At 71.6% G+C, this 15,911-nt stretch carries 15 protein-coding genes; 12 read left to right on the top strand and 3 right to left on the bottom strand.

The window, feature by feature from the left end:
- Positions 1–26: 26 nt before the first annotated feature.
- On the bottom strand, positions 27–422 hold the full coding sequence (locus tag WME89_RS36620) for a VOC family protein (protein ID WP_438004263.1): 396 nt from the start codon (positions 420–422) through the stop codon (positions 27–29).
- A gap of 188 nt (positions 423–610) precedes the next feature.
- Here WME89_RS36620 and WME89_RS36615 point away from each other — a divergent pair, with 188 nt between their 5' ends.
- From WME89_RS36615 to WME89_RS36600, 4 genes are all read left to right on the top strand, one after another.
- Positions 611–1,150, top strand: a complete 540-nt coding sequence (locus tag WME89_RS36615) for a DinB family protein (RefSeq protein ID WP_438004262.1) — start codon at positions 611–613, stop codon at positions 1,148–1,150.
- A gap of 346 nt (positions 1,151–1,496) precedes the next feature.
- Positions 1,497–2,168, top strand: coding sequence for a DUF2378 family protein (locus WME89_RS36610; RefSeq protein ID WP_438004261.1), 672 nt, complete (start codon positions 1,497–1,499; stop codon positions 2,166–2,168).
- A gap of 835 nt (positions 2,169–3,003) precedes the next feature.
- Complete coding sequence (locus WME89_RS36605) at positions 3,004–3,447, top strand: gamma-glutamylcyclotransferase family protein (protein ID WP_438004260.1); 444 nt, start codon at positions 3,004–3,006, stop codon at positions 3,445–3,447.
- Between the two features lie 129 nt (positions 3,448–3,576).
- Positions 3,577–5,349, top strand: a complete 1,773-nt coding sequence (locus tag WME89_RS36600) for an ATP-binding protein (RefSeq protein WP_438004259.1) — start codon at positions 3,577–3,579, stop codon at positions 5,347–5,349.
- Between the two features lie 140 nt (positions 5,350–5,489).
- Here WME89_RS36600 and WME89_RS36595 read toward each other — a convergent pair whose 3' ends face one another.
- On the bottom strand, positions 5,490–6,521 hold the full coding sequence (locus tag WME89_RS36595) for an isocitrate/isopropylmalate dehydrogenase family protein (protein ID WP_437660473.1): 1,032 nt from the start codon (positions 6,519–6,521) through the stop codon (positions 5,490–5,492).
- A gap of 367 nt (positions 6,522–6,888) precedes the next feature.
- On the opposite strand from WME89_RS36595, the gene WME89_RS36590 reads away from it, so the two are divergent.
- Positions 6,889–7,944: a serine/threonine-protein kinase gene (locus WME89_RS36590; RefSeq protein ID WP_438004258.1), complete on the top strand. Its 1,056-nt coding sequence runs from the start codon at positions 6,889–6,891 to the stop codon at positions 7,942–7,944.
- Between the two features lie 66 nt (positions 7,945–8,010).
- Here WME89_RS36590 and WME89_RS36585 read toward each other — a convergent pair whose 3' ends face one another.
- Positions 8,011–8,877, bottom strand: a complete 867-nt coding sequence (locus WME89_RS36585) for an oxygenase MpaB family protein (protein WP_438004257.1) — start codon at positions 8,875–8,877, stop codon at positions 8,011–8,013.
- A 341-nt stretch (positions 8,878–9,218) separates the two neighbouring features.
- On the opposite strand from WME89_RS36585, the gene WME89_RS36580 reads away from it, so the two are divergent.
- The 7 genes from WME89_RS36580 to ptsP all read left to right on the top strand — a co-directional run bounded on the left by WME89_RS36580 (position 9,219) and on the right by ptsP (position 15,865).
- Entirely contained in the window at positions 9,219–9,563 is a 345-nt protein-coding gene (locus WME89_RS36580; RefSeq protein ID WP_438004256.1) for a sigma-70 domain-containing protein, read from the top strand.
- 241 nt (positions 9,564–9,804) lie between these two features.
- Entirely contained in the window at positions 9,805–10,167 is a 363-nt protein-coding gene (hpf, locus tag WME89_RS36575; protein ID WP_437303475.1) for an HPF/RaiA family ribosome-associated protein, read from the top strand.
- A 527-nt stretch (positions 10,168–10,694) separates the two neighbouring features.
- Positions 10,695–11,174, top strand: coding sequence for a PTS sugar transporter subunit IIA (locus WME89_RS36570; protein ID WP_437619257.1), 480 nt, complete (start codon positions 10,695–10,697; stop codon positions 11,172–11,174).
- On the top strand, positions 11,171–12,472 hold the full coding sequence (gene hprK / locus WME89_RS36565) for an HPr(Ser) kinase/phosphatase (protein WP_438004255.1): 1,302 nt from the start codon (positions 11,171–11,173) through the stop codon (positions 12,470–12,472). The genes WME89_RS36570 and hprK overlap by 4 nt, the downstream gene beginning before the upstream one ends.
- Positions 12,469–13,515, top strand: a complete 1,047-nt coding sequence (rapZ, locus tag WME89_RS36560) for an RNase adapter RapZ (protein ID WP_437660487.1) — start codon at positions 12,469–12,471, stop codon at positions 13,513–13,515. The genes hprK and rapZ overlap by 4 nt, the downstream gene beginning before the upstream one ends.
- Complete coding sequence (locus WME89_RS36555; RefSeq protein ID WP_436622048.1) at positions 13,512–13,796, top strand: HPr family phosphocarrier protein; 285 nt, start codon at positions 13,512–13,514, stop codon at positions 13,794–13,796. Before rapZ ends, WME89_RS36555 begins: the two co-directional genes overlap by 4 nt.
- Entirely contained in the window at positions 13,793–15,865 is a 2,073-nt protein-coding gene (gene ptsP, locus WME89_RS36550) for a phosphoenolpyruvate--protein phosphotransferase (protein ID WP_438004254.1), read from the top strand. Before WME89_RS36555 ends, ptsP begins: the two co-directional genes overlap by 4 nt.
- Positions 15,866–15,911 lie beyond the last annotated feature (46 nt).

The raw sequence follows: 15,911 nt of genomic DNA, 5'->3' as shown, positions 1-15,911 counted from the left end.
ATCGCCCGTCCGTGAAGCGGCCGATCTCATGGGACGTCCCACGGCGCGCAGATCTCCACGAGCACGCCGTTCAGATCGCGTACGTAAGAGACGCGCTGGCCCCACGGCATGTCGTGGGGCTGCGCGACGGGCGTCGCCCCGGCATCGACCGCGCGCTTGAACGCCGCGTCGACGTCCTTGTCGACGACGAGGATCTCGAACCCAGCGGGCCGCGCGCCCGACTGGTTCCTCACGAACTCGGGGAGGCTCTTCTGGGCGTAGTCCTCCTGCACGAACCCGAGCGGCACTTCCCCCTGCATCTGGCAGTATTCCTTGCCGTCAGAGACGAACTTTCGCTCGAAGCCGAACGCGCGCTCGTAGAACGCCGCCGCTGCCGCAGCATCGGGCACATAGACGATCACACCGCCGAATCCTGCTTTCATGAGGTCCTCCTCGCGGGCCTCCGGCCCGCACGCACTGCCATCCTACGGCCGCCCTCCTGACAGCGTGCTGTCAGGAGCCTGGAGCCCCCGGCGCGCTCCGCGCCGGCCACGCGGGCGTCGCGGTCCACCGCGCCGCCGTCGAGCCACCCACCCTGACCAGGGACGCACCGGGCGCGATAATCGCGCGCATGAACACGCTCACCACGTTCCGCTTCATGGCCGAGAACAACGCCTGGTCGAACCACAGGCTCCACCGCGCGTGCGCCGAGCTCACCTTCGACGAGCTCACGGCCGAGCGGACCAGCTTCTTCCCCTCCATCTACAAGACGCTCACGCACGTCCTCCTCGTCGACTTGTACTACCTCGACGCGTTCGAGCGCGGCGGCCGCGGCCTCTCGATCTTCGAGGACACCGAGCCGTTCACCGACTTCGCCGCGCTGCGCCAGGCCCAGCGCGAGACCGATCGCCGCCTCATCGCCTTCTGCGAGCAACTCTCAGGCGACTCGGATCGCGAGGTACAGATCCAGCGTGAAAATTACGTGCAGGTCGATCGCGTGGGGAGTGTGCTGCTGCACCTCTTTGTCCACCAGATCCACCACCGCGGGCAGGCGCACGCGATGCTCGCCGGCACGCGCGTGAAGCCGCCGCAGCTCGATGAGTTCTTCATGGCCGCGGAGCTCCCGCTGCGCGAGGCAGAGCTCCGCGAGCTCGGCCTCCAGGTGCGCTGACGCGGTGTGCCTTCGGTCAGGCGCCCGCGAACATGTATCTGGGCACACGCGCGCGCCCGGCCGGAGCGGAGTCGCGTCCCGTCCTGGCCACCGCCGCCGGTTGCAGCGCTGAAGCAGCCTTGCATCCATGCAAGGGAAATCCGCCGTGAGCCCCCGTGTTCGCGCGGTACTCATTCAGGAGGCGGGCGGCATGGCCATTGCAGAATCAGGGAATGTGCCCTCCGCTGCGGTGGTTGCCGCAAGTGGCCCCTGAGTTGAGTTCTTTCACGGCGAGCTCCATATGAAAGAGGTCCGCAGCGACCAGCGCCGGCAAGCGAACGAGACGCCGGTTCCCAGGAGCGGTGTCATGCGCACCGTTGCTCGAAGCGTCATGCCGGCGAGCGCCCCGTTCGGTGAGGGGCCGCTCGTCGGGCCGAACGGCGCCTCCTTCGAGGTGCGGCCGTCCGATCCGCTCCTGGGCAACATCGAGCTCGACGCCGTGGTGGCGGGTGTCCCCGAGTTCTACGCGATGAAGGGGATGTTCTTCAACGCGCTGGCGGCGACGCTCGGGGAGCGCTTCGCGCAGGTGGTGCCGACGCTCTCGAGCCCTCCGCGGGGCGGGCTCTACCTGCCGTTCTCGGACTACCCGATGCGCGACTTCCTGCGCCTCTATGATGCGGCGGCGCGGCTCTCCCACCCGAACCGGAGCTCGCGCGAGGCGTACCGTCGCCTGGCGCGGCAGCAGGTCACGGCCTTCCGGGACAGCGCGCTCGGACGGATCACGATGCACCTCGCGACCGACCCGGGCGCCGCGCTGATGCGCTACACGGGCAGCCTCGGCGCGCTCGTGAAGGGGCCGACGGCGCGGGCGAGGCAGCTGGGGCCGTCCGAGGTGAAGATCGACATCGGCAGCTTCCGCGGTGTGCTGGAGTACCCGCTGGGGAACTTCGAGGCGCTCGTCATGGGGTACGGGGCCAAGCCGACCATCTCGGTGGATGTGCGGGGGGCGGACTCGCTCCAGTTCGTGGTCAGCTGGTAGCCCGCGCCGGCGGGAGGGTCCGCGCGGCGGGGGCGGGCAGGCGCTCGGCCATCCGCCAAGACGGGGACCGGGAGCTTGCGCATAAGACACCACCCGGCATGTCTCCCTTCGGGCCATGCCACCTGGGACGTCGTGTTGCGCGCCACACAAGGCGCGCCTGAGACGCAGAGCCACCAGGAACCTCATGGCACCTCGGTCGGTGCTGGTCGCGCCCACCCGCCCCCGCCGCGCGGACCCTCCCGCCGGCGCTACGGCGGTTGATGCGTGGAGGATCCGGCCGCGGAGCGCTGCATCGGATCGCCTCTCGCACAGCCGCGGAGATCAGCCCGATGGCAACCGAGCACATGAGAGAGCCTGCTCCTCACAACCTCGCGAGCAGGCAGCACTCGGAGTATTCCGAGGCTAGCAATGGACAGGGCTGGAGTGGCCATACGCTGAACGAGCCTATCGTCTCGGGTCCATTGAAGATGGAGTTGGCCGAGAGGCACTCGAGCCTATCCGGTTCGTGCGGACGAGGACCGCTATCGACCGCCGCGCTCGAGTCTTCATGTTCCCACGGCTCAAGACGAACTCTGGATATGTCCTGTGCAGATCGCTGTCCTGCCATGTGACTGCCACAGCGTCATTCCCGATGTCGAGTGGGAGCAGAGTGCACGGCCACGAGGGCCGCCGCTCCGCCCTCGCCGGGGCGCGATCCGGTCGAGTCGCGCGGCCCGCGGCCGGGCGGTGCGTCGATGGATCCCCGCAGCGGCTCCCGACGGCCGGGCTTGCGCTCGCTCCCTCCCTTTGAGAGGGTCGGAGCCGGGCCGCCGAGCCCGTCCCGAGGACCACTCCGATGACCACCAGCGAGATCGCGCTCTTCGTCTACGACAACCTCATGAAAGGCGAGGACCAGCACGAACGGCTCGCAGGCGCCCGCCCCCTTGGAGAGGCCATCACGACCCCCCAGTTCGCGCTCGTCGACCTGGGCACGAGCGGCGCCCTCGTCCAGGGCGGATTCGTCGCCGTGACCGGCGAGCTCTACGCCGTCACGCCCGCCGCGCTCGCCACGCTCGACGTGCACCGGGGACACCCGATCTTGCACCGGCGCGCAACCATCCGCCTCGCCGACGGGCGCGAAGCCGAGACCTACCTCCTGTCCATGGAGCAGGCGGCAGGGTGCCGGCGCGTCCGCGAAGGCGACTGGCGGAAACGCCGCGGCGCGCCCGGCGCCACACGCACCCGGGACAACAGCCCGCTCGTGAGCTGGGCGAAGCGCCGCTTCGACCCCTCCCGGTGACGCCTCGGCGAGCACCCCTGCGCACCCGCGCTGCGCCACCTCCTCCGGACCGGATCGAACGAGACGGACGCGCCATCCGCTCGAGCGGCGCCTCCCCGCGCAGGTGCTAGGGCATGGTGCGGGGGAAACGTGACGAAAATCTCGGAGCATGACCGGCTCCAGGCCGCGACCGGAGAACCCGCATCGGCCGCCTCCCTGCTCGCAGACGCGGTGGTCCAGGCGTCCGCCGCGCTCTCGCGGACGCTCGCACCGGAGGCGCTCCACCACGTCATCGCCGAGCAGGCCGCCCGGCTGCTCGGCGCCGACCTCTCGCTCCTCCACCGCGCGCCAGCCGGTCGCGCGCTCCCCATCCGGCTGCTCGCTTCCTCCGGCGTGCCCCTCGAGCTCGCCGGCGCCTTCGACGAGCTCCCGAGCACCCCGTCGCTCATCCGGCGCGCCGCCGAGAGCCGCCGCATCGAGCACACCGCGACGGACGAGGCAGACCGCGAACGCTTCCCCGACGTCCGCGTCATCGAGGCCTCCCTGAGGCCCTGCTGGGTCGTGTCCGCCCCCCTGCTGGGCGCAGATCGGCTGCTGGGCGTCCTCACCTGCGCCTTCGGCGGCCGCTCCGCGCCTTCGCTGGAGCTCCTCCCGTGCGTCCAGGCCCTCGGCGCGCTGTTCGGCCTGGCGCTCGGGTCCGTCGAGCGCGACGCCGAGCATCGCGCCGAGCGCCTCCCCCGCGGCGCGCTCGACGACGCCGCCGACGCGAGCCCTCCCTCACAGCAGAGCGCCGTGACCCTGCTCGAGGACGCCCGCGCCGAGCTGCGCGAGGCGGAGGGCCGCCTCGCCGTCGAGCGGCGATGGCTGCGTAGCATCATCGAGGACTTCCCCGTCGCCATCGCCGTCTTCGATGAGCGCAACGGCGGCTCGCTCGTCGCCAGCCGCCGCTGCGAGCAGATCTGCGGCGGGCCGCACCCGCTCAAGATGCCCCCGTCCCCCCCGTGCGCGCTCCTGTGCGCGCCGGGAGGACGGCCGCTCCTGCACCACGAGATGCCCCTCGTCCGAGCGGCGCGCGGCAAGGGGACGACCTGCGAGGAGCTGTGGTTCCGGACGCCGGACGGTAGCTACGTCCCCGTCGTGGTGAGCGCCGGCCCCATCCGGGACGATCAGGGCACGATCCTCGGGGCCATCGCCAGCTACGAGGACGTCACCCACTTCACGGAGCGCGCGCGGCTCCACCAGGAATGGATCTCGATGGTCGCGCACGACCTCAAGCAGCCGCTCACCGCGGTCTCCGCGTACGCCGGCATGCTGCTGCGCCGGTCCCAGGCCGCCGACATGACGGGCTGGAGCCAGAAGGTCCTGGCCGGCGCCCGCCGCCTCGAGCGGATGATCGAGGACCTGCTCGACGCCTCGAAGATCGAGGCGCGGCGCCTCTCCATCGAGCGGCGGCCGACGGACCTCGTCGCCCACCTGCGCGCCGCCGTCGAGCTCGCAGCCGCCGAGCGGCCGGAGCGCGCCGTCGAGCTCACCGCCGACGAGGACGTGCCGCTCGTCCTCGTGGACGCGGCCCGCATGGACCAGGTGATGGGAAACCTCCTCCTCAACGCCGCCAAGTACGGCGACCCCGGCGCGCCGACCCGGGTCGCGCTCTCGCGCCGCGGCGCCGAGGTGGAGATCGCCGTCGAGAACCGCGGGCCGGGCATCCCCCCGGACGATCTGCAGCGGCTCTTTCAGCGCTTCCAGCGGCTCTCGTCGGGCCAGTCCGGCAACGCCCCCTCGGGCACGGGCCTCGGGCTCTACATCTGCAAGGGCATCGTCGAGGCGCACGGCGGCAGGATCTGGGCGCAGAGCCAGACGAACGAGACGACGTCGTTCCACTTCACGCTGCCGCTCCCGGAAGCGCCCGCGGGCGACGGCTGACCCGCGGCCGCTCTTTGGACCGCCACGCCGGTTCGCCGTGACGCCGGTCCCGGGGCGGCCGCGTCGATTCGCCGTGACGCCGGTCCCGGGGCGGCCGCGTCGATTCGCCGTGACGCCGGTCCCAGGGCGGCCGCGACCGCTCAGCCGTTCTTGATGCGCGCCACGATGGCGTCCGTGAGCGTCTTCGTGTCCGCCTTGCCGCCGAGGTCGCGGGTGCGCACCCCGTCCGCGTTGAGCGCCCCGTCGATGGCGGCGCGCAGCCGGCCGGCGAGCTCCGGCTGGCCCACGTGGTCGAGCATCATCGCGGCGGCGAGCATGAGGGCGATCGGGTTCGCCACGCCCTTGCCGGCGATGTCCGGCGCCGAGCCGTGCACCGCCTCGAAGATGGCGGCGTTGTGGCCGATGTTGGCCCCCGGCGCCATGCCGAGGCCGCCGATCAGGCCCGCGATCTCGTCCGAGAGGATGTCGCCGAAGAGGTTCGTCGTGACGATGACGTCGAACTGCCACGGGTTCAGCACGAGCTGCATCGCGCACGCGTCCACGATGCGCTCGTCGGTCGCCACGCGGCCCTCGAAGGCCCGGCCCACCTCGCGCGCCGTCTCGAGGAAGATGCCGGTGAGCGCCTTCATGATGTTGGCCTTGTGGACGATGGTGACCTTCTTGCGGCCGTGCTTCTCGGCGTAGTTGTAGGCGTACTCGGAGATGCGGCGCGAGCCGACCCGGGTGTTCACGCCGGAGCCGATCGCCACCGCGTGCTCGTCGCTCCCGATCGGGATGTAATGCTCGAAGCCCACGTAGAGGCCCTCGAGGTTCTCCCGCACGAGCACGATGTCGATGTTCTCGTAGCGGCCGCCGGGGATCAGCGTGCGCGCGGGGCGCACGTTCGCGAAGAGCTGGAACTCCTGCCGCAGCCGCACGTTCGAGGAGCGATATCCGCCGCCGATCGGCGTCTCGAGCGGCCCCTTGAGCGCGAGCTGCGTGCGGTGGATGCTGTCGAGCGTGGCCCGCGGCAGCGGGTCGCCGAAGTCCTTGACGCCGGCCATGCCGGCCACGCACGTCTCCCACTCGAAAGGCGAGCCGAGGGCGTCGAGGGCGCGCAGCGTCGCCTCCACGATCTCGGGGCCGATGCCGTCACCAGGGATGAGGGTCGCGGTCTGCTTCTGTGATGTCACGGGCTGTGTCTCTCGGGCTCGGGGTCAATCGCGTCGACCAGGAAAGTCGCACGCATAGCCGAGGTCCGCGCCGCGATCTACCTCCGGGGACGGTAGATCGCGCCCTCGACGGAACGCGCTTTGTGCGCTCTGCGCTCTGTGCGCTCCACATGTTTCAACTGTTTCATGCGCTCCGCGTTGGTCCGCGCACGTCGCTGTCGTCGTGGTCGTCGTCGTCGTGGTCGTCGTCGCTCCGCGCGGCTCCGCGCGCGTCCGGTTTGTTTCGTGTCGTGGTCCGCGTCGTTTCACGTGGTTCCCCGTACGATTGCCGGCCGGGGCGCAAGTCCCTTGAGGATCCCCGCCGGCACCCCCATCATGTCGCGCCTCCATGATCTGCCCGCGATGCCACCGCGGCTACGCCGACCGGTCCTACGTCTTCTGTCCGGACGACGGCGCCCGCCTGGTTCAGTCCCTGTCGGCCGCCCCGCCCGCGCAGCCGACGCGGCAGTTCGGCGCCGTGCTCGAGGATCGCTACGTGATCCAGGGCTTCATCGGCGCCGGCGGGATGTCGCGCGTGTACCTGGCCGTGGACAGCCACACGAAGGAGCAGGTCGCGATCAAGATCCTGAACCGCAACTTCGCCGCCGACCGGACCCAGCGGGAGCGGTTCCTCCGCGAGCTCGAGGTGGCGGCCGAGCTCGGGCACCCGAACATCATCCGGGTCCTCGACGCGGGCGCGCGCAAGGACGGGTCTCCCTTCATCGTGCTCGAGCTCCTCACCGGCGAGTCGCTCGGCTCCATGCTCCGCCGCGAGGTGGCCGTGAGCGAGGCGGTCGCGCTGCCGCTGATCCGCCAGGCGGCGTCGGCGCTCGCCGCCGCGCACGCGGCCGGCATCATCCACCGCGACGTGAAGCCGGACAACATGTTCCTCGTCCGCTCCGCGAGCGGCCCGCGCGTGATCAAGGTGATGGATTTCGGCTTCGCGAAGCTGCGATCGGGCCCCGCGACGGCGGCCGGCCTCGTGCTGGGCACCGTCCCGTACATGGCCCCGGAGCAGGCCCTGGCCGATCCCGTCGACGGCCGGACGGACGTCTACGCGCTCGGCATCACGATGTACCGCATGCTCGCGGGCCAGCTGCCCTTCTCGTCGTCGGACGACGTGGTGGTCGTGGCGCAGCACGCCTGCACCCCGGCCCCCCGGCTGAGCGCGATCCGCCCCGGCATCGATCGGCGCCTCGAGGCGCTGGTCGCCACCGCGCTGCGCAAGCTGCCCGGGAACCGCTTCGACTCGATGCAATCGCTCCTGGAGGACGTCGAGCGCATCCTCGGCGCCCGCCCCGGCGAGCCGATCGGGGCGCCGCTCCGGAAGGCCCCGGACGTCTACGAGCCGGTGAACCCGGCCGCGCGCGAGGCGCTGAAGTTCCTGCGGCGCCAGCTGCCCTGAGCGCACAGGCGCTGTCCACGGATGGCGCCGGGCCGCCGGCGCGCATCGACCGGCGCGCGCCGGCGATCATCGCGCGCCGAGGTCCTCGATGCGGTAGCCGTCCGGATACGTGCGGCTCTTCGTCCGGGTGAGCAGGCGCGGCGAGCGCCGGCGGGGCATCGCCCGCAGCACCGGGCCGCGCGCGCGGAGCGCCGCCTCCACCGCGCGGCGCAGCGCGGGCGAGGGGCGCGGCAGCCCGACGGCGTCGAGCAAGGGGTCGTCGACGAGCGCATGGATGACCTTGGCCCCGAGGGGCCACAGGGCCCTCGGCAGCACCCAGCTCAGCATGAGATCCCGCGTCGCGACGGCGAGCTTCCGGTTGTCCTCCGAGAACCGCAGGTGCTCCGCCTCGTAGTCCACGTTGAAGCGCTCGAACGCCTCGTAGCTCGGCGGGATATCCTTGATGTTCATGTGCGTCCCGACGTGCTTCCAGTAGTGGTACTGCGCGAGCTTCTCCTTCTCGGTCGGCTTGCGCCAGCCGAAGCGCTCGTTCCAGCGGATGGGCTCGAAGATGAACGTCGACAGCGTGTAGACGTACTCGTCGTTCGGGATCGTGTAGCGCCGGTGCTGCTGGTTCATGCGCCGCAGCGCCGCCCGGCCGCGCTCGCTGTCGTATCCGTTCTCCAGCATCTCGGAGAGGATGAGGACCGTGTCGTCGTAACGCTTCTGGGTGCGCTCCAGGAGCTCCCCTGTCCGCACCAGGAGCCGTGAGCTCGCGGCGATGCCGAAGACACGGAGCAGCGCGAGCTCCAGGGCCCGGTGCGTGTCCCACGGGAAATCATAGCACGTCGACAGAAATACGATCTCCTGATGATTCCTGACGGGATCGAGGTTTGCCTCGATGTGGTCGCGGATCGCATGACGCGATCGCGATCTGGGAGGGGCCCAGCGCATGGAGAACTCCTGGTGCATATCCGCTCGATGTCGCCGATGTATCCATCATACCTCCGCGTATCCTGACGGAAACGTCGTTGAGCCACTGGAACGACGATGGTGCTGAGGAGGACGAGGATGGTGGTGAGGGCGACGAGATGAGGTGAGGGCGGACGCCGCACGGCGGTCCCCGACGTCGGATGAGGCGGGCCGTCCCGGCGAGCTGGCTGGTGGCGGCGCCGGGCCCGGCCTGGGCGCGCGCGGCCCGGGCGCCTGCGGGCGGGGGGCCGGGGTGCTCGAGGAGCTCAGTCCTGCGGGCGTCGGGGCGTGCGCGGTCTGCGCGCAGGTGCCACCCTAGCTCCGTGCGGCCTGTCATTGACGACATGATCCAGGAGCTCCTCACACGCCATCGGGCGAGCGGTCGGGTGGACCTCAACGACATCGCGGAGGTCATCGATGGCCGGCCGGTCTCGTACGAGGAGGTGGAGCACATCATCGATCGGCTCGAGTCGGAGGGCCTCCGGGTCGCCGAGCCGCTCGACGCGGTCGACGTCGAGGTGCTCCGCGCTGTCCTCGCGAGCGCCAGGCGGCTCGCCGACGAGCTTGGGCGCAGGCCCACCATCGGCGAGATCGCGCTGGCCTGTGGCCATGCCCCGCACGCGGTGCGCCGGGCGCTGGAACAAGCGGGGCGGGTCAAGGCTTGTTGAGAGGAGGCGTGCGGGCCCCGCCGGGCGCGGCGCGGCAAGCCGCGGCGCGGCGCGGCGCAGCAATGCGCGCAGCGACGGCGCGCGGAGCGCGAACCAACCGAGCGAACAAACAAAACGGAAGGACAGCTTCGTTGATGCAAGACCGGAGCTCTACCGCGGTGTTACTATAGAGATGGAGGGGAGCTCTGTAGCCGTAGTCGATTGTTTCATCTACGCATCAGGGGGAAGGAAGGCTGGCCCGATGAACATCACGATCACGTTCCGGCACATGGTGGGTACCGACGCCGTCAAGAAGCACGCTCACGAGAAGGTCGCCAAGCTCCAGAAATTTCTAAGGCAGGCGATGACGGCGCAGGTGACCCTCTCCGTCGAGGGCTTGGTACACGTCGCCGACGTCCGCATCTCCTCCGGCAGCCTGGCGTTCCAGGCGACCGAGCGGAGTGAGGACATGTACGCTTCGATCGATATTGTCCTCGACAAGCTCGAACGGCAGATCCGCGATGGCAAGGGACACACCATCGCCCGAAAGCGCGGTGGCACGAGCGCCGGCGAGTACGCCGCCGAGGTGGAGCGGGAGGCTGCGGCGGCGCGCTCCAGATCGTGAGCGGTCGCGCACTGCGTGAGCTGCGCCGCTGAGGCGGCCTCGCTCGCGGCGTGAGCCGCCGGGCGCCCGGTGACCGCCGGGCGCGCCGGGGGCTTCACGAGAGCCATCGGACGCGCCGGTGAGCCGCCGGGCGCGCCGGGGGCTTCACGAGAGCCATCGGGCGCGCCCGGCGAATCGCCGTGTTCGCCGCCGGCGCGGCGGCCGCGCTCGCCGCCGGCGCGGCGGCCGCGCTCGCCGCCAGCGCGGCGGACGGCGCCCTTCGCCGCGGGGCCGCGCCCGGGATCCCGCGCGCAACCTGCCCGGGGAGCCCTGCCTCCGGGGGCCGCCCGGTCGGCCCGCGGCGACGGCGGCTCGGAAGAACACCGCACTCTGGATCGCCCCTCGCGACCGCGTCCTTGAGTCGCGTACCCGTGGTCCACAGGGTACGATGGCGACGTCGGCGCGCTTGGCCCTGGCCGAGCGCAGCGCCCGCCGTCCCACGTGCGCCATCCCAGAGCCCCTCACCTCGTCAGAGCGCCGAAATCAGCATGCAAGTCTGCGACATCTTGACCGCGCACCAGGTATCCGTCGCCAGCGAGCAGGAGGGGGTCGTCCGCTCCAAGGCCGACGCGCTCCGCCGGCTCGCCGCCCTGCTCGCGACGGGACAGCAGGGGGTCAAGAGCGAGGACATCGAGCGGGTGCTCGCCGAGCGCGAGCGCCTCCAGTCGACCGGCGTGGGCAGCGGCGTCGCCATCCCCCACGGCGCCATGGAGGGCGTCGAGCGGCTGATCGGCGCGGTCCTGCTCTGCCCGAAGCCGATCGACTTCGACGCGATCGACGGGGCGCCGGTGTCCATCATCGTCGCCGTGATCGGCCCGAAGCGGGCCACCGGCGAGCACCTCAAGACCCTGGCGCGCATCTCCCGGCTCCTGCGGGACGAGACGTTCAGGAGGCGGTTGCTCGGCGCATCGACCGGGCGGGCGGCGTTCGAGCTCATCGCCGCCGAGGAAGGAAGGTCGGTATCATGAGCGGCGCGCATAGCAGCAGACAGGAAGGGGACGCGGGCGGCCAGGGGAAGCCCCCGGCCGGCGGAGGGCGCGCGGACCGCCCCGCCCTCACGGTGCGGAGCCTGATGACCGACGAGGGGCTCGGCACCGAGCTCTCGCTGATCGCGGGCGCCGCGGGCCTCGACCGGCCCATCATGAACACCCGCATCCAGAAATCGGGGCTCGCGCTCGTCGGACACTTCCACGGCATCGTCCCGACGCGGGTGCAGATCCTCGGGCAGACCGAGCTCTCCTTCCTCCACAAGCTCTCGCGCGAGGACCGGCTCCTGTCGCTGCGCGGCTTCTTCGAGCTCGGCCTTTGCTGCGTCATCCTCACGCAGGGCGACCAGCCGTTCGAGACGAACAGCTCCGGGATCGGCTTCTTCCCCGTGCCGGAGCTCGCGCAGTGCGCCGAGGAGTCCGGGACGCCGCTCCTCATCTCGGCGGTGCGGTCGAGCGTCACCATCACCGCGCTGCACGCGCTGCTCGACGACCGCCTGGCGCCGCGCATCCGCCTGCACGGCGTGCTCGTCGACGTCTTCGGCGTGGGCCTCTTGCTCATGGGCTCGAGCGCGATCGGCAAGAGCGAGTGCGCGCTCGACCTCGTGATGCGCGGCCACCGGCTCGTGGCCGACGACGCCGTCGAGTGCGACTACCGCCCGCCCGGCATGGTCTTCGGCTCTCCGGCGGAGCTCCTCCGCTACCACCTCGAGGTGCGCGGCCTCGGCATCCTCAACGTGAAGGACCTCTTCGGCGTCACCTCGATCCGCGAGCGCAAGCGGATCGACGTCGTGGTGAAGCTGGTCGAGTGGTCCAAGGACACCGAGTACGACCGGCTCGGGCTCGACGAGCGGTACCACACGATCCTCGGCGTGAAGATCCGGGAGCTCGTCATCCCGGTGCGCCCGGGGCGCGACATGGCGTCGATCCTGGAGGTCGCCGCCCGCAACGAGCTCCTGAAGAACGCCGGGTTCCACGCGGCGCGCGAGTTCTTCGGCAACGTCGAGGGCGAGCTGCTCGGCGAGCGCACGCCGGAGGAGTCGTCGGTGCCGCCGCCGGTGCGGTTCGCGGAGGAGGGGGGCCCGCGGGGCACGGCGCCGCCCGGCCTGCCCCGGCCGCCGCGGCCCGGCCACGGGACGGACGTGCCGAGCCCGCCGAGCAGCGCCTTCCGGCCGCCGGTGGACCGGGGGAGGCCGGCTCCGGACCGCGACCGCCCGAGCTCCGGGTTCGTCGCCACGGAGTCCTCCGTGAGCCTGCCGCGGCCGAGGAGGCGAGGGTGAGCGGCGGGAGCGGTCATCAGCCGCCGTCCGAGGGCGCGCCGGGGCGCGTCGTCGTCGTCACGGGGCTCTCCGGCGCGGGCAAGTCCACGGCGCTCCACGCCCTGGAGGACCTCGGCTTCTTCTGCGTCGACAACCTCCCCACCTCGCTCGTCCGGTCGGCGGTCGAGGCGTGCGAGGCGGGCGGGATCACCCGCATCGGGCTCGGCATCGACGTCCGGGTCGGCTCGTTCCTCGCGGGCGCCACGGCGGCGCTCGACTCGATCCGGGTCGGCCGCGACGTGGTGATCCTCTTCCTCGACGCCTCGGACGAGACGCTGCTCCGGCGCTTCAGCGAGACGCGGCGCCCGCACCCGCTGACGACCGGCGGCAGCGGCGCCATCGCGATGCTCGACGGCGTCCTCCTCGAGCGCGAGCGGCTGGCGTCGCTGCGGGCCAGGGCGACCATCGAGCTCGACACGACGCGGCTGTCGACGCACGACCTGCGCCGCGTCGTCCTCGAGCGGCTGCGCCCGGCGAAGGTGGATCTGCCCACCATGTCCACCCGGTTCATCTCGTTTGGTTACAAGTACGGCATCCCGCTCGACGCCGATCTGCTCCTCGACGTCCGCTTCCTCGACAACCCGTATTTCGTCCACGGCCTCCGCGAGCTGACGGGCAACGACGAGCCGGTGCGGGAGTACATCCTGAAGAACCCGGACGCCCTCGAGTTCATCAGCAGGACGGAGCAGCTCCTGTCGTTCTGCATGCCGCGCTACGCCAGCGAGGGAAAGAGCTACCTCACCGTCGGCATCGGGTGCACCGGGGGCCGGCACCGCTCCGTCGTGCTCACCAACGTCCTCAGCGACAGCCTGCGGCGGAAGACCGGGCTCCCGATCACGGTCGTGCATCGAGACGTCGCTCGAGCGAGCGGTAGTATAGTACCCTCGGCGGGCGAGGGGTTGGCCGGGACCCCGAGCGTGGACCTCCGGCTGACGCCGCCTGGGGTGACCGCGCCGGAGTCTCGCCCGGCATCGGGCAAGAGCGTGACGGGGGGCGAGCGGTGACAACCGGGGCGGTAACAAGGCGATTTACCATCATCAATGTGCGCGGGCTGCACGCGCGCGCCGCGACGAAGCTCGTGCAGCTCGCCGGGCGGTACGACTGCGAGATCTCCCTGACCGGGCCTGATGGGCAGTCGGCCAACGCGAAGAGCGTGATGGGCGTGCTCCTGCTCTGCGGCTCGATGGGCACGCAGATCGAGGTCCGCGCGACCGGCGATCAGGCCGCCGAGGCGGTCTCCGCCATCGGCGAGCTCATCGCCTCGCGCTTCGGAGAGCCCGAGTGACGCGCGGCCCGAGCGCGCTCTCCGCGGGGACCCCGGGCGACCATCCCGTCCCGGAAGACGCCGCTCGCGACGACTCGGCGGCGTCGGGGGTCCGGAGCGAAGCGGCGGCGTCGGGCGTCCGCAGCGACACGGCGGCGTCGGGGGTCCGGAGCGACTCGATGGCGCCCGGCCGGAGCGACTCGATGGTGCCCGGCCGGAGCGACTCGATGGTGCCCGGCGCCCGGACCGAGACGCTGCGCGGCATCGCCGGGTCGCCCGGGGTCGCCATCGGCACCGCCGTGGTGATCGGCGGGCACCGGACGGACCACCCGCGCCGCCGCGTCAGCTCCAGCGAGATCGACGCGGAGGTCGCGCGCTTCGAGGCCGCGGTCGAGCGCGCCCAGGACGAGCTCCGCGACATGTCGAAGCGCCTCGGCAACCACCGCGCCGAGGCGTCGATCCTCGAGGCGTACCTGCTCATGCTCGGCGACGAGACGCTCGCCGACGCGGTGAAGCGCCAGGTCACCGACGAGCGGCGCTGCGCCGAGTGGGCGGTGGCGACCGCGTGCGAGGCGATCGCGGGCCGCTTCGCCGCGCTCGACGATCCGTACCTGCGCGAGCGCAGCCACGACGTGATGTTCGTCGGCGAGCGCCTGCTGCGCGCCTTCACCCTCCCGCCCCAGGAGCCGCCGTCCTCGCGCGACACGTCGCCGCTGTCCACCCGCAGCCTGATCGAGCTGCAGAACTCGATCGCCATGCCCGCGACGTTCGGCGCGGCGATCCCGCGCTTCTCCGGGCCGACCATCGTCATCGCCCACGACCTGTCGCCCGCCGACACGACGGCGATGGTCGACGAGCCGGTCGTCGGCTTCGTCACCGAGGTCGGCACGCGCACGAGCCACACCTCGATCATGGCCCGCGCGCTGGAGATCCCGGCCGTGGTCGGCGTCAGCGACGTGCTGCAGCGCGTGATCACGGGCGACGTCGTCGTGATCGACGGCCTGCGCGGCACGGTGATCGTGCGCCCCGGGCCCGCCGAGCTCGCGGAGGCGCGCGCCCGCGCCGAGCGCCACGTCGCGCTCGCGAAGGAGCTCTCGGAGTCGCGCCACCGCGCCGCCCAGTCGAAGGACGGCGTCAAGGTCTCGCTGCGCGCCAACGTCGAGCTCCCGGCCGAGGCGATCCTCGCCCGCGATCAGGGCGCGGACGGCATCGGCCTCTACCGCACCGAGTTCCTCTACATCGACCGCAAGTCGCCGCCCTCGGAGGACCAGCAGTTCGAGATCTTCCGCGCGGTCGTCGAGGCGCTCCGCCCGAAGCCGGTCACGCTGCGCACGTTCGACATCGGCGGCGACAAGTTCGTCTCCACCTTCCAGGTGCCGCCGGAGATGAACCCGATGCTCGGCCTCCGGGCGGTCCGGCTCGCGCTCTCGCGCCCTGACGTCTTCCTCGAGCACCTCCGCGCCATGGTGCGCGCCTCCGCCTACGGCGACGTGCGGATCATGATCCCCATGGTCGCGGGGCTCGGGGAGCTGCGGCAGGTGCGCGCGCTGCTGCACCGCGCGCAGGAGCAGGTGCGCGCGCGCGGCCAGCCGTGCGCCGACGAGATCCCGCTCGGCGTGATGATCGAGGTGCCCGCCGCCGCGATCATGGTCGACCATTTCGCGCGCGAGGCCGCCTTCCTGAGCCTCGGGACGAACGACCTCATCCAGTACGCGCTCGCGGTCGACCGGACCAGCCGCTCGCTCGCTTACCTCGCCTCGCCGTTCGATCCGTCGATCCTCCGGCTGATCACGAAGGTGATCCAGGCGGGGCAGGACTTCAGCCGGCCGGTCTCGATCTGCGGCGCCATGGCGAGCGACCCGCTCGCCGCCCTGCTCCTGCTCGGCCTCGGGATCCGCGATTTCTCGATGGAGGCCGCGGCGATCCCGGAAATCAAGGAGACGCTCCGGCGCGTGTCGCTCGCCGAGGCCGAGGCGGTCGCGGCAGAGGCGCTCGCCTACGCCACGGCCGAGGAGGTCGAGTGCTGCGTCGCCGCGGCGTTCGCGCCCGATCTCTACGACCTGCTCACGGGAGAGCGCGAGATGAAGTGACCTGCATTGCAGGCTGACCGCCTCGCCGTCTTCACCTCCTTTTCGC

This window comes from Sorangium sp. So ce321 (genome assembly GCF_051530195.1).
In the GTDB taxonomy this organism is placed as follows: domain Bacteria; phylum Myxococcota_A; class Polyangia; order Polyangiales; family Polyangiaceae; genus Sorangium.
The sequence above is the reverse complement of the archived record's forward strand: the minus strand, read 5'-3'. Positions and strand labels throughout refer to the sequence as shown.